This window comes from Streptococcus mitis (assembly GCF_008763935.1).
Classification (GTDB): Bacteria; Bacillota; Bacilli; order Lactobacillales; family Streptococcaceae; genus Streptococcus; species Streptococcus mitis_DB.
Genome location: NZ_VTQF01000002.1, coordinates 332,486 through 347,153 on the forward strand (window position 1 = coordinate 332,486; position 14,668 = coordinate 347,153).

At 39.8% G+C, this 14,668-nt stretch carries 13 protein-coding genes; 12 read left to right on the forward strand and 1 reads right to left on the reverse strand.

Annotation, left to right across the window (positions count from 1 at the left end; genetic code table 11):
* Positions 1-70 precede the first annotated feature (70 nt).
* From F9B91_RS04410 to ciaH, 7 genes are all read left to right on the forward strand, one after another.
* Positions 71-997, forward strand: coding sequence for an aldo/keto reductase (locus F9B91_RS04410; protein ID WP_150922607.1), 927 nt, complete (start codon positions 71-73; stop codon positions 995-997).
* A gap of 98 nt (positions 998-1,095) precedes the next feature.
* Complete coding sequence (locus F9B91_RS04415; RefSeq protein ID WP_000141914.1) at positions 1,096-1,332, forward strand: DUF2829 domain-containing protein; 237 nt, start codon at positions 1,096-1,098, stop codon at positions 1,330-1,332.
* The gene (locus tag F9B91_RS04420) at positions 1,325-2,023 is read left to right on the forward strand and encodes a 3-oxoacyl-ACP reductase (protein ID WP_150922608.1); all 699 of its coding nucleotides are present in this window, start codon (positions 1,325-1,327) and stop codon (positions 2,021-2,023) included. Before F9B91_RS04415 ends, F9B91_RS04420 begins: the two co-directional genes overlap by 8 nt.
* Positions 2,024-2,054: 31 nt before the next feature.
* A complete protein-coding gene (locus F9B91_RS04425) occupies positions 2,055-2,495 on the forward strand; it encodes an ASCH domain-containing protein (protein ID WP_150922609.1) in 441 nt (146 codons plus the stop codon).
* Positions 2,496-2,617: 122 nt separating this feature from the next.
* Positions 2,618-5,164 carry a M1 family metallopeptidase gene (locus tag F9B91_RS04430; RefSeq protein WP_150922610.1) on the forward strand — a complete coding sequence of 849 codons (2,547 nt, stop codon included), beginning with the start codon at positions 2,618-2,620 and terminating at the stop codon, positions 5,162-5,164.
* 107 nt (positions 5,165-5,271) lie between these two features.
* Complete coding sequence (gene ciaR / locus F9B91_RS04435) at positions 5,272-5,946, forward strand: two-component system response regulator CiaR (protein WP_000590639.1); 675 nt, start codon at positions 5,272-5,274, stop codon at positions 5,944-5,946.
* A complete protein-coding gene (gene ciaH, locus F9B91_RS04440) occupies positions 5,936-7,270 on the forward strand; it encodes a two-component system sensor histidine kinase CiaH (protein ID WP_150922611.1) in 1,335 nt (444 codons plus the stop codon). The genes ciaR and ciaH overlap by 11 nt, the downstream gene beginning before the upstream one ends.
* Before the next feature lie 33 nt (positions 7,271-7,303).
* Here ciaH and F9B91_RS04445 read toward each other — a convergent pair whose 3' ends face one another.
* Positions 7,304-7,591, reverse strand: a complete 288-nt coding sequence (locus F9B91_RS04445) for a DUF3270 domain-containing protein (RefSeq protein WP_001145229.1) — start codon at positions 7,589-7,591, stop codon at positions 7,304-7,306.
* Between the two features lie 358 nt (positions 7,592-7,949).
* Between F9B91_RS04445 and F9B91_RS04450 the strand changes: the two genes are divergently transcribed.
* From F9B91_RS04450 to F9B91_RS04470, 5 genes are all read left to right on the forward strand, one after another.
* Positions 7,950-9,005, forward strand: coding sequence for an ABC transporter permease (locus F9B91_RS04450; RefSeq protein WP_049542989.1), 1,056 nt, complete (start codon positions 7,950-7,952; stop codon positions 9,003-9,005).
* A gap of 13 nt (positions 9,006-9,018) precedes the next feature.
* A complete protein-coding gene (locus F9B91_RS04455) occupies positions 9,019-9,699 on the forward strand; it encodes an ABC transporter ATP-binding protein (protein WP_049542991.1) in 681 nt (226 codons plus the stop codon).
* Between the two features lie 127 nt (positions 9,700-9,826).
* Positions 9,827-10,756, forward strand: coding sequence for a peptidase U32 family protein (locus F9B91_RS04460; RefSeq protein WP_150922612.1), 930 nt, complete (start codon positions 9,827-9,829; stop codon positions 10,754-10,756).
* A 198-nt stretch (positions 10,757-10,954) separates the two neighbouring features.
* Positions 10,955-13,405 (forward strand): bifunctional DnaQ family exonuclease/ATP-dependent helicase, encoded by a 2,451-nt coding sequence (locus tag F9B91_RS04465; protein WP_150922613.1) that lies wholly within the window; start codon positions 10,955-10,957, stop codon positions 13,403-13,405.
* 36 nt (positions 13,406-13,441) lie between these two features.
* Positions 13,442-14,665, forward strand: coding sequence for an FtsW/RodA/SpoVE family cell cycle protein (locus F9B91_RS04470; protein ID WP_150922614.1), 1,224 nt, complete (start codon positions 13,442-13,444; stop codon positions 14,663-14,665).
* Positions 14,666-14,668 lie beyond the last annotated feature (3 nt).

Below are 14,668 nucleotides of genomic sequence, written 5' to 3' on the forward strand. Positions count from 1 at the left end.
AAAAAGCCGTTGCAAAGCGGTTTTTTGTTATAATTAATTGAAGAATGTAGAATCAAAGGAGAAAAATTTGATGAGATACATAACTCTTGGTCAAGATGACAAAGAATTATCAGAAATTGTTCTCGGAATGATGAGAATAGAAGATAAGTCTGTAAAAGAAGTTGAAGAGCTTGTAGAAACAGCACTTTCTGTTGGAATCAATGCTTTCGACTTGGCTGATATATATGGTCGTGGTCGTTGTGAAGAACTGTTAGGTCTTCTCCTAAAAAATCGTCCAGATTTAAGAGAAGAGATGTGGATTCAGTCCAAATGTGGCATTCGCATTGAAGAATTTACCTATTTTGATTTTTCTAAGGACTATATTATAAAATCAGTTGACGGAATTTTGCAAAGATTGAAGATTGATCATCTAGATAGCTTGCTCCTTCATCGACCAGATGCTTTGATGGAATCTGACCAAGTAGCAGAAGCCTTTGATCTCCTTTATAAACAAGGTAAGGTTCGAAATTTTGGAGTTTCTAATCAAAATCCTATGATGATGGAGTTACTTAAAAAAGATATCAAGCAGCCGTTAGCTGTTAATCAGCTACAATTGAGTGCGGCTTTTACTCCAGGATTCGAATCAGGTTTTCATGTTAATATGGAAGATAGTCAAGCAGCTATGCGAGATGGCAGCATTTTTGAATATTGCAAATTACACGATGTGGTTATTCAAGCATGGTCTGTCTTACAATTCGGGTATTTTAAAGGGAATTTTGTTGGCAATGAGAAATTTCAAGCTTTAAATCAAGTACTTGATCGTTTAGCTATTAAATATGGAGTAACCTCTTCAACTATTGCCATTTCTTGGATATTGCGTTATCCAGCAAAAATGCAGGCAGTTGTAGGTACCACAAATCCTAAGCACTTGAGAGAAGTTAGCCAAGCGGGAAACTTTAACTTAACAAGAAAAGAATGGTATGAAATTTATCTTGCTGCAGGGAATAATTTGCCGTAAGTAGAAGCAGATGTAAATAAATTACAGTCAAAAAGCCGTTGCAAAGCGGTTTTTTGTTATAATGAAGGGGAGAATTATTGATATTAAAGGAGAAAAACATGACATTTGAAGAAATTCTACCTGGATTAAAGGCTAAGAAAAAATATGTACGAACTGGTTGGGGAGGTGCTGAAAACTATGTCCAACTTTTTGACACCATTGAACAAAACGGGGTTGCACTTGAAGTGACACCTTATTTCCTAATCAACGTGTCTGGAGAAGGAGAAGGTTTTTCCATGTGGAGTCCGACACCTTGTGATGTTTTGGCGACGGATTGGGTAGAAGTGAATGACTAAACGTGTATTGATTACAGGAGTGAGTTCAGGGATTGGTCTGGCTCAAGCTCGCCTTTTTTTAGAGAAGGACTATCAAGTTTATGGAGTTGACCAAGGTGAAAATCCACTCTTAGAGGGTGATTTCCACTTTTTACAGAGAGATTTGACCTTGGACTTGGAACCTATTTTTGACTGGTGTCCTAAGGTGGATGTTTTGTGCAATACTGCTGGAGTTTTGGATGCTTATAAACCCCTATTGGAACAGACAGCGCAGGAAATTCAAGAAATTTTTGAAATCAACTATGTGACTCCTGTTGAGTTGACTCGCTACTATTTGACTCAAATGTTGGAAAATAAAAAGGGGATCATTATCAATATGTGTTCTATCGCTTCTAGCCTAGCAGGCGGTGGTGGTCATGCCTATACTTCCTCTAAGCATGCTTTGGCTGGATTTACCAAGCAGTTGTCTCTAGACTATGCTGAAGCTGGAATTCAGGTCTTTGGAATTGCTCCAGGAGCAGTCAAGACGGGTATGACTGCTGCCGACTTTGAACCAGGTGGCTTAGCAGACTGGGTGGCGAGTGAAACACCAATCAAGCGCTGGATTGAGCCAGAGGAAATAGCAGAGATTAGCCTTTTCTTAGCAAGTGGGAAAGCGAGTGCCATGCAAGGACAAATATTGACAATAGACGGTGGATGGTCTTTGAAGTAGGGAGAATAAAGTTAAGAAAAAGGAGCAACCTATGACACCGCAAGAAATGTGGAATGCCTACAAGAAAATTAACCCCTCTATAGGAGATGAAATCGATGCTTGGGCTTTTGGAGTGGAACCAGACCTTTTAGCAGATTTGGTTTTAAGAGGCGAAAAGACTGCAACAGCATCAGCCTACGATCTCTATGCACTAGAAGTCGAGTCTCTTCCTCAAGAAGGAACTTTTGATGTCATTTTAGATAGTCAAAATCAGGCTGTCTGTATTGTTGAAATTACAAAGGTTTCTGTCCAGCCCTTCAATCAAGTTTCTGCTCAACATGCCTACAAGGAAGGGGAAGGTGACAAATCCCTAGCCTATTGGCGTCAGGTTCATGAGGATTGTTTCGCCGAGTGGCTGAAAGAAGCAGGACTGACTTTTACACCTGAAAGCAAGGTTGTTTTAGAAGAATTTAGCAAGGTCTACCCACTGTAGACTATTAGAAGGAAGAAAGTTTGGAAAATCACCGTCCAATCCTTTTTTCTCAAGTAAAACATGATATAATAAGTTTGTTTGAAGAAGAGTAGCAGCTCTTAAACTTAGAATAGGAGAAAACTATGCAAGCAGTTGAACATTTTATTAAGCAATTTGTTCCTGAACATTATGATTTATTTTTAGACTTGAGTCGTGAGACCAAGACGTTTTCTGGGAAGGTGACCATCACTGGCCAAGCACAAAGTGACCGTATTTCCCTTCATCAAAAAGATTTGGAAATCGCTTCTGTAGAAGTTGCAGGTCAAGCTCGTCCATTTACAGTTGACCATGAAAATGAAGCACTTCATATCGAATTGGCTGAGGCTGGTCAAGTTGAAGTGGTTCTTGCCTTTTCGGGTAAGATTACAGACAACATGACAGGGATTTACCCTTCTTACTACACAGTTGATGGAGTGAAGAAGGAAGTCTTGTCTACTCAGTTCGAGAGTCATTTTGCGCGCGAAGCCTTTCCATGTGTGGATGAGCCAGAAGCCAAAGCAACTTTTGACCTCTCTCTACGTTTTGACCAAGCAGAAGGTGAATTGGCCTTGTCTAACATGCCAGAAATCGATGTTGAAAACCGTAAGGAAACAGGTATCTGGAAGTTTGAGACAACACCTCGCATGTCTTCTTACTTGTTAGCCTTTGTTGCGGGTGATTTGCAAGGTGTGACGGCTAAAACTAAAAACGGTACCCTTGTAGGTGTCTACTCAACCAAAGCCCACCCATTATCTAACCTTGATTTCTCACTGGACATCGCTGTTCGCTCAATCGAGTTTTACGAAGATTACTATGGAGTTAAGTATCCAATCCCTCAATCTCTCCATATCGCCCTTCCTGACTTCTCAGCTGGTGCTATGGAAAACTGGGGTCTTGTGACCTACCGTGAAGTTTGCTTAATTGTAGATGAAAACTCTACATTTGCCAGTCGTCAACAAGTTGCCCTTGTTGTGGCCCATGAATTGGCTCACCAATGGTTTGGCAATCTCGTTACTATGAAATGGTGGGATGACCTTTGGCTCAATGAAAGCTTTGCTAACATGATGGAATATGTCTGTGTGGATGCCATTGAGCCAAGCTGGAATATCTTTGAAGATTTCCAAACAGGTGGAGTGCCTCACGCTCTTGAACGAGATGCGACTGATGGTGTTCAGTCTGTCCACGTCGAAGTTAAACATCCAGATGAAATCAATACGCTCTTTGACGGAGCTATCGTCTATGCCAAAGGAAGTCGCCTCATGCACATGCTTCGTCGTTGGCTAGGTGATGCTGATTTTGCTAAAGGTTTGCACGCTTACTTTGAAAAACATCAATACAGCAATACCATCGGCCGTGACCTTTGGGATGCCCTTGGTCAAGCATCAGGCCGTGATGTTGCAGCCTTCATGGATTCTTGGTTGGAGCAACCTGGTTACCCAGTTCTTACTGTCAAAGTTGAAAATGATATCTTGAAGATTTCACAAAAACAATTCTTTATCGGTGAGCACGAAGATAAGAATCGCCTCTGGGTTGTACCACTCAACAGCAACTGGAAAGGCTTGCCAGATACACTTGAAACTGAAAGTATCGAAATCCCTGGCTACGCAGCTCTTCTTGCTGAAAACAAAGGAGCTCTTCGTCTCAACACTGAAAATACAGCCCACTACATTACCGACTATCAAGGAGACTTGTTGGATGCAGTTCTTGCTGACCTAGTTGAGCTTGATAACACAAGCAAACTGCAAATCGTCCAAGAACGTCGCTTGCTTGCTGAAGCAGGGCACATTTCTTATGCTGACTTGCTCCCAGTCCTTGATAAACTTGCTAAGGAAGAGTCTTACCTTGTGGTTTCAGCTGTTTCTCAAGTGATTTCTGCCCTTGAGCGCTTTATCGACGAAGAAACAGAAGCTGAAAAAGCATTCAAAGCACTAGTTGCTAAATTGGCTCGTCACAACTATGATCGTCTTGGTTTCGAAGCTAAAGAAGGGGAATCAGATGAGGATGAATTGGTTCGTCAGTTGGCCATTTCTATGATGATTCGCTCAAATGATGCAGAAGCTAGTCAAGTCGCTAGCCAAATCTTCGCAGCTCACAAGGAGAATCTTGCAGGACTTCCAGCAGCCATTCGTTCACAAGTTCTGATCAATGAGATGAAACATCATGAAACTAAAGACTTGTTAGCAGTTTATCTTGATACTTATACGCACGCAACAGATGCTGTCTTTAAACGTCAGTTGGCAGCAGCTCTTGCATACAGTACAGATGCGGATAATATCCAAAACTTGATTGCTGCTTGGAAGGACAAATTTGTGGTTAAACCACAGGACTTGTCTGCTTGGTACTTCCAGTTCTTAAGCCATCAGGCAACTCAGGAAACAGCATGGTCTTGGGCTCGTGAAAATTGGGCTTGGATTAAGGCAGCTCTTGGTGGAGATATGAGCTTTGATAGCTTTGTTATCCTTCCTGCTCACGTATTTAAGACTCAGCAACGCTTGGCAGAGTACAAGGAATTCTTTGAACCGCAACTTTCTGACCTTGCTCTTAGCCGTAATATCGGTATGGGAATCAAGGAAATTGCAGCGCGTGTTGACTTGATTAACCGTGAAAAAACTGCAGTGGAAGCAGTCGTTCTTCAATACGGAAACGCATAAATAAGCCTAAAATAAAAAGAAAACTCAGCTATCTCATGTAAAATGTAGAGAGTTGAGTTTTTTTAAGGCAAATTTGGTATAATGGTTTTAATAAGGAGGAGTTTCTCATGATAAAAATCTTATTAGTTGAGGATGACCTAGGCCTGTCAAATTCAGTATTTGACTTTTTAGACGATTTTGCCGATGTCATGCAGGTATTTGATGGTGAAGAAGGTCTCTACGAAGCTGAAAGTGGCGTCTATGACTTGATTTTGCTCGATTTAATGTTACCTGAAAAAAATGGCTTTCAAGTCTTGAAAGAATTGCGTGAAAAAGGAATTACGACACCAGTTCTGATCATGACTGCCAAGGAAAGTTTGGATGACAAGGGACATGGATTTGAATTGGGAGCAGATGATTATCTGACCAAACCTTTCTACCTAGAAGAACTCAAAATGCGGATTCAAGCGCTTCTCAAACGTTCAGGTAAATTTAATGAAAACACCTTGACTTATGGAAATATTGTGGTTAATTTGTCAACCAATACTGTTAAAGTCGAAGATACTCCTGTCGAATTGTTGGGGAAAGAGTTCGATTTATTAGTTTATTTCCTTCAAAATCAAAATGTTATTTTGCCTAAGACTCAGATTTTTGATCGTCTATGGGGATTTGATAGTGACACAACGATTTCAGTTGTCGAAGTCTATGTTTCAAAAGTCCGTAAGAAATTAAAAGGAACCACTTTTGCAGAGAATTTGCAAACCTTGCGCAGTGTTGGGTATATTTTAAAAGATGTTCAGTAAACTAAAAAAAACATGGTATGCGGATGACTTTAGTTATTTTATCCGCAACTTTGGTGTCTTCACTCTGATTTTCTCTACCATGACTCTGATTATTTTACAGGTCATGCATTCGAGTCTCTATACTTCGGTGGATGATAAGCTTCATGGACTAAGTGAAAATCCTCAGGCAGTTATCCAGCTTGCGGTAAATAGGGCAACAGAAGAGATTAAAGATTTAGAGAATGCCGCTACAGATACTAGCAAGACTGAAGTAAAACCCAATGTCAGCTCCAATACGGAGGTTATTCTTTTTGATAAGAATTTTACCCAGCTCCTTTCTGGAAATCGATTTTTGGGATTGGATAAGATTAAGTTAGAGAAGAAAGAACTAGGACATATCTATCAGATTCAGGTTTTTAATAGCTATGGACAAGAAGAAATCTATCGTATGATTTTGATGGAAACCAATATCAGTTCGGTTTCAACCAATATCAAGTATGCAGCTGTCTTGATTAATACCAGTCAGTTGGAGCAGGCTAGTCAAAAGCATGAGCAATTGATTGTGATTGTGATGGCTAGTTTCTGGATTTTGTCTTTACTTGCCAGTCTCTATCTAGCTAGGGTCAGTGTTCGGCCCCTGCTTGAGAGCATGCAGAAGCAACAGTCCTTTGTGGAAAATGCCAGTCATGAGTTACGAACTCCACTTGCAGTTTTGCAAAATCGTTTAGAGACCCTTTTTCGTAAGCCAGAAGCAACCATTATGGATGTGAGCGAAAGCATTGCGTCTAGTTTGGAAGAAGTCCGAAATATGCGTTTTTTGACGACAAACTTGCTGAACTTAGCTCGTAGAGATGATGGGATTAAGCCGGAACTTGCAGAAGTTCCAACCAGTTTTTTCAATACGACTTTCACAAACTATGAGATGATTGCTTCTGAAAATGACCGTGTCTTTCGTTTTGAAAATCGGATCCATCGAACGATTGTCACAGATCAACTTCTTTTGAAACAACTGATGACCATCCTATTTGATAATGCCATCAAATATACTGAGGAGGATGGTGAAATTGATTTTCTTATCTCAGCGACTGATCGTAATCTTTATTTGCTAGTTTCCGACAATGGAGTCGGTATTTCAGCAGAAGATAAGAAGAAAATATTTGACCGCTTTTATCGAGTGGATAAGGCTAGAACCCGTCAAAAAGGTGGTTTTGGGTTAGGATTATCCCTAGCCAAGCAAATTGTAGATGCCCTAAAAGGAACCATTACTGTTAAAGATAATAAACCAAAGGGAACAATCTTTGAAGTGAAGATTGCCATCCACACACCATCTAAAAAGAAAAAATAAAAATATCGCTCCAGATGGGGCGATATTTTGGATTTATCTTCTACGTTTTTGTTTGATGATAAAGCGCTGAACTTTTAAGACAAGTAAGCTGGATCCGATTGCTGCGGCAAATGCAAGAGCAGGTGATAATTTTAATGCTAAAAAGATAAAACTAAAGATAGCAATACAGATACAAAAAACAGCGATATTAACAAAAAATAGGATTTCCTTGAGATTGGCATCAGATTGCGCTTCAGGTGTATAATCTTGATAGCGAGGAACCTGCTGACTTAATTCTTCTTGATAGTCTACCTCATAGGATTGTAATTTTCTTACGGGCATTATTCTCTCCTTAACAGTACATACCTATTTTATCATTTTTTCAGCAGAGAATTATTACAGAAAGGTTACAAAAAGAATAAAGTCCCTTTTCAAAATCACTTTTCTTGACACCATAATGTGAAAATGATAGGATGGATGGACACCAAATACTTATTAATATTCATAATTGCTTATATTATCAAGGAAATAGAGCTACCAAATGATTCTTTTTTACGAAAATGTGTTTCCTTATTTTCTTGATTTTATTTAATTTGATTAGTGAGATTTGTTTTGAATACAGAGACAGATTTTCTGTCTCCTATTTTTATAGTAGTAGGGTGTCTAATCGATACCTCTTGAAAAGTTAAAGGAGATAAGCATGTATCTTGCTATCAAAGAAATATTACAAAACAAACTTCGATATAGTTTGATTTTAACTACCATTTTTCTTATCGCTTTCATGGTCTTTTTTATGACCAGCTTAGCTCTTGGTCTTGTGCGAAACAACCGAGCCGCTATTGATAATTGGCAAGCGACGGGTGTGGTTTTATCTGACTACGCAAATGATAATTTGACGGCATCTTTTATTCCTGAAAAGGATTATAAGGATAAGAGTTCTAAAGAGGCAGCTCCACTGGGTTATATGTTCGCTGTGACCAATCTAGTCGGTGATAGTGAAAAGGTCAATGTTTCCATCTTTGCTCAGGAGTGGGACTCTTTTATTTCACCTAGTTTGAAGGAGGGGCGTTATCCTGAAGGGGACGATGAGGTGGTTGTGGATCAGTCCTTTGAGAATTATGGAATCAAGCTAGGTGATGCCATTCAACTCAATGGAAGCGAAGTAAGTTACAAGATTGTAGGGCTGACTCAAGGAAATAAATTTTTTACTGAGCCTGTTGTCTTTTCGAGTTTGACAACTTATTGGACCTTACAAGGAACTTTAAAATCTAATAAATCGATCTCTGCCTTGGTATTGAAAAATGATATAGAATTGGCTGGCGATGGATTGAAACAGATTTCCATCCCAAAAATGATTTCGAAAATTCCTGGTTACACACCTCAAGTTAATGTATTTTCAGGGATGATTCTTGCTATGATTATCATTACAGGCTTGATTGTGGGTATATTTGTTTATATCATTACCATACAAAAACTAGGACTTTATGGAATAATGCGGGCTCAGGGAATACAGATCAAAACTATTGTATGGTCTCTTTTCTGTCAAATCTTCTTCCTAGCTGGTATGGGGATCGCTTTAGCCTTGCTTGCTATTGGAGGAGTGATTTTAGTCTTGCCAGCTACCTTCTTTTTCTACCCAAGTTGGTTAGCCTATTCTGTCCTAAGCTTGGTGATTTGTTTGATGGCCATGCTAGGTGGTGTCATTTCACTTCCACGCTTGCTAAAGGTGGACCCGATTACTGCGATTGCAGAATGATAAGGAGAATAGTATGACAGCATTGATTGAAATGACTCAAGTGACAAAAACCTACGGGGAAGGAAAGATGAAAGTCGTAGCCCTGCATGAGACGAATTTTCAGCTAAATGCAGGAGAGTTCGTAGCTATCGTTGGGCCTTCAGGTTCTGGAAAGACGACTTTTCTAACGACTCTAGGACAACTTCAGGAAGCATCGAGTGGAAAGATTTTGGTAAAGGGGAAGGAAACAGGCAGTTTGACGGAGAAGGAGAAAACAGACCTCCGTTTTAGAGAGTTTGGCTTTATTCTTCAGGCTTCAAACTTAATTCCTTTTCTAACGGTCAAGGAACAGCTGGATTTGATTGACAGACTAGATAAGGGAAAAAATAGTAAAAGTGATCGAAAAGAGTTACTTGACTTGTTGGATTTGGAAAAGGTACAAGATCAGTATCCCAAGGCTTTATCAGGTGGCGAATGTCAACGGGCCGCAATTGCTAGAGCACTTTATAACAATCCAAGCATCGTTCTTGCAGATGAGCCGACAGCCAGTCTGGATACCCAGCGTGCTTACCAAGTAACGGAGATGTTGGCTGCCATTGCCCACGAACAAGGTAGAGGAGTTATCATGATTACACATGATACACGACTTCTTGATAAGGTTGACCGTATTTATGTTATGAATGATGGTTACCTAGTTGAAAAATCACTTACATAAAATGAGAGTGAACTGTGCTAGTTACTGTTCACTTTTTAATTGCAAACCTTAAAAAATGACTTTGCCTTTTTTAGAAAATTCCCAGTATTCATAGCTGATTTTTGAGAAATGTGGTATAATTTTTCTTATGGAAAAGATTATCATTACAGCAACTGCTGAAAGTATTGAACAAGTTAAACAACTGCTCGAAGCTGGCGTAGACCGTATCTATGTCGGTGAGAAAGATTTTGGTCTTCGTCTGCCAACGACCTTTAGTCATGACCAATTGCGTGAAATCGCTAAGCTGGTTCATGATGCTGGTAAGGAATTGATCGTTGCAGTCAATGCCCTCATGCACCAAGATATGATGGATCGTATCAAGCCCTTCCTCGATTTCTTGGAAGAAATCAAGACAGACTATATTACGATTGGGGATGCAGGTGTCTTTTACGTAGTCAACCGCGATGGTTATTCATTTAAGACCATCTACGATGCTTCGACTATGGTAACTAGCAGTCGTCAGATAAACTTCTGGGGACAAAAGGCTGGCGCATCTGAGGCTGTATTGGCGCGTGAAATTCCATCGGCTGAACTCTTTAAGATGCCAGAGATTTTGGAAATTCCTGCTGAAGTGTTGGTTTATGGAGCTAGTGTCATTCATCATTCTAAGCGTCCGCTCTTGCAAAACTACTATAACTTCACGCATATCGATGATGAAAAGACTCGCAAGCGTGACCTTTTCTTGGCAGAGCCAAGTGACCCAGAGAGCCATTATTCCATTTTTGAAGATAATCATGGTACCCACATCTTTGCCAACAATGATCTTGATTTGATGACCAAATTGACAGAATTGGTAGAGCATGGTTTCACTCACTGGAAACTAGAAGGGCTCTACACTCCAGGTCAGAACTTTGTTGAGATTGCAAAACTCTTTATCCAAGCGCGTAGCTTGATTCAAGATGGTAACTTTAGCCATGACCAAGCCTTCTTGCTGGATGAAGAAGTGCGTAGACTTCACCCTAAAAACCGTTTTCTTGATACAGGATTCTACGACTACGATCCTGACATGGTTAAATAAAGTAAATGATTCGTTGAGAGAAGGAAGATGCAAACATTTCTTCTCTCAATTTTTTCTTATTCTCCAATATTTTCAAAAAATTAGTAGGCTAGAATGCTCTGTTTGTTGGGATTTTTAATACAAGTAACCTTCTTGAGTTTGAAAATTATCCCATGTTTGCAGGTGCCAAATAGCCCTTTTTTTGGTATAATTTTTATAATGAAAACGATTGGTAATCGCTATGTTGTGGTGGATTTAGAGGCAACTAGCACAGGTAGTAAGGCTAAAATTATCCAAGTGGGGATTGTTGTGATTGAGGACGGAAAAATCGTCGATCACTATACGACGGATGTCAATCCACATGAACCCTTGGATGCTCATATCAAAGAACTGACAGGATTGACAGACCAACGTCTGGCGCAAGCACCTGATTTTTCGCAAGTTGCTAGAAAAATCTTTGACTTGGTGGAGGATGGGATTTTTGTAGCACATAATGTTCAGTTTGATGCTAATCTCTTGGCGGAAAATTTATTTTTTGAAGGCTATGAACTAAGAAATCCTCGTATTGACACGGTCGAATTGGCTCAGGTTTTTTTCCCTGAACTGGAAAAATATAGCTTGCCGATATTGTGTCGAGAATTAGGAATTCCTCTAAAACACGCCCACACAGCCCTTTCAGATGCCCAAGCTACTGCGGAATTACTTCTTTTTTTACGAGAAAAGATGGCCCAACTTCCTAAAGGACTCTTGGAACGCTTGCTGGAAATGGCTGACGCCCTCTTATATGAGTCCTACCTGGTTATTGAAGAAATTTATCGCAGCCAATCCATCCTGAGTTCTCCAGACATGGTCGAAGTTCAAGGACTGTATTTCAAGAAAACTGGAGCTCCCCTGGAGCCACGAAAACTATCCCAAGATTTTTCTAAAAATATTTCTTTGTTGAACCTTGAAGTGAGGGAACGACAAGAAAGTTTTGCTAAAGAGGTTGGCTTGCTATTGAAAGATGAGCCTGTCTCATTAATTCAAGCTCCGACTGGGATTGGGAAAACCTATGGATATCTCTTACCTGCTTTGTCCCAAGTGGAAAATCGTCAGATTGTCCTTAGCGTTCCGACAAAGATTCTTCAAAATCAGATCATGGAAGAAGAAGGTAAACGTCTCAAGGAAGTGTTCCATATAGATATTCATAGTTTAAAAGGACCACACAATTATCTGAAGTTGGATGCCTTTTATCGTTCCTTGCAGGAAAATGATGAAAATCGCTTATTTAGACGCTTTAAAATGCAACTCTTGGTCTGGCTGACTGAGACAGAGACAGGAGATTTGGATGAAATCGGGCAACTCTACCGTTACCAACATTTTCTAATAGATCTTCGTCATGACGGGAATTTATCATCTCAGAGCTTATTTGTGACGGAAGATTTTTGGAAACGTAGTCAAGAAAAGGCACAAACCTGCAAGCTTTTAGTGACCAATCATGCCTATCTTGTAACCAGACTTGAAGATAATCCTGAATTTGTCAGCGACCGTCTATTGATTATTGATGAAGTTCAAAAGATCTTGTTGGCTCTAGAAAATCTGCTTCAAGAGACTTACGATATCCAGTCTATTATCGAATTGCTTGATAAGGCTTTACTGGACGAGCAAAATAAGGTCCAGCAACGAATATTAGAAAGTATTCGCTTTGAGTGCTTCTACTTGATAGAACAATTTCAGTCTGGAAAATCTAGGAAAAATATCTTAGATTCTCTTGCCAATCTCCACCAGTATTTTTCAGAATTAGAAGTAGAAGGCTTTGAGGAGCTGGTCCGCTATTTTACAGCTGACCGAGACTACTGGCTTGAAGCAATTGAAACGAGTCAAAAGAAAATTCAAATTTCTTCTACGAAATCAGGACGTATTCTTCTATCTTCTTTAATACCTAATTCATGTCAAGTCTTGGGAGTGTCGGCTACTCTTGAGATTAGTCAGAGGGTTTCTTTGGCAGATCTTTTAGGCTATCCTGAAGCCAAATTTGTCAAGATTGAGGCTCGGGGAAAACAGGATCAAGAAGTGATCTTGGTCAAAGATTTCCCCTTGGTAACAGAAACCTCCTTAGAAGTCTACGCCAAAGAGGTAGCTGATTTGCTGATGGATGTTCGAGCTTTCCAGCAACCGATTTTAGTTCTCTTTACTGCTAAAGACATGCTTCTAGCAGTATCGGATTTACTTCCAGTTAGCCACTTGGCCCAGTATAAAAATGGGGATGTTCATCAGCTTAAGAAACGCTTTGAAAAAGGTGAACAACAAATCCTGCTAGGTGCAGCAAGTTTCTGGGAGGGAGTTGATTTTTCAAGTCATCCTTTTGTGATTCAAGTTGTACCAAGACTTCCTTTCCAAAATCCTCAAGAGCCCTTGACGAAAAAGATTAATCAGGAACTGAATCAGGAAGGAAAAAATGCCTTTTATGATTATCAGTTGCCAATAGCCATTATTCGTTTAAAGCAAGCTTTGGGAAGAAGTATGAGACGCGAACACCAACGTTCCTTAACTCTTATTTTGGATAGGAGAATTGTCGGAAAGCGATATGGCAAACAGATAGTAGCATCTCTAGCAAAAGAAGCGACCGTTAAAACCGTCTCTCGATCCGAAGTTGATGAGGCTATTGATAAATTTTTAAATGAACTTTGATAAATAGTATTGTATGAAGGTATAAGGTTAGTATATATGAAACGTTCTCTCGACTCTAGAGTCGATTATAGTTTGCTCTTGCCAGTATTTTTTCTACTGGTTATTGGCGTGGTGGCTATCTATATAGCTGTTAGTCATGATTATCCAAATAATATTCTGCCCATTTTAGGGCAGCAGGTCGCCTGGATTGCCTTGGGGCTTGTGATTGGTTTTGTCGTCATGCTCTTTAATACAGAATTTCTTTGGAAGGTGACTCCTTTTCTGTATATTTTAGGCTTGGGACTTATGGTCTTGCCGATTGTCTTTTATAATCCAAGCTTAGTTGCATCAACGGGTGCCAAAAACTGGGTATCGGTAAATGGTGTTACCTTGTTCCAGCCGTCAGAATTTATGAAGATATCCTATATCCTCATGTTGGCTCGTGTGATTGTCCAATTTACAAAAAAACATAAGGAATGGAGACGTACAGTTCCGCTGGACTTCTTGTTGATTTTCTGGATGATTCTCTTTACCATTCCAGTCCTAGTTCTTTTGGCACTTCAAAGTGACTTAGGGACGGCTTTGGTTTTTGTAGCCATTTTCTCAGGAATCGTCTTGCTATCAGGAGTTTCTTGGAAAATTATTATCCCAGTTTTTGTGACTGCTGTAACAGGAATTGCTGGTTTCTTAGCTATTTTTATCAGCAAGGACGGCCGGGCTTTTCTCCATCAACTGGGAATGCCGACCTACCAAATTAACCGTATTTTGGCTTGGCTCAATCCATTTGACTTTGCCCAAACAACCACTTACCAACAGGCTCAAGGACAGATTGCCATTGGAAGCGGTGGCTTATTTGGACAAGGGTTTAATGCTTCTAATCTGCTTATTCCAGTTAGAGAGTCTGATATGATTTTCACGGTCATTGCAGAAGATTTTGGCTTTATTGGCTCAGTCCTTGTTATCGCCCTTTATCTCATGCTGATTTACCGTATGTTGAAGATTACTCTTAGATCAAATAACCAGTTCTATACCTATATTTCCACAGGTTTGATTATGATGTTGCTCTTCCATATCTTTGAGAATATCGGTGCCGTGACAGGTTTGCTTCCTTTGACTGGGATTCCCTTGCCTTTTATTTCGCAAGGAGGATCGGCTATTATCAGTAACTTGATTGGCGTTGGCTTGCTTTTATCGATGAGTTACCAGACAAATCTAGCTGAAGAAAAGAGCGGAAAAGTTTCATTCAAACGGAAAAAGGTTGTATTAAAACAAATCAAATAAGGA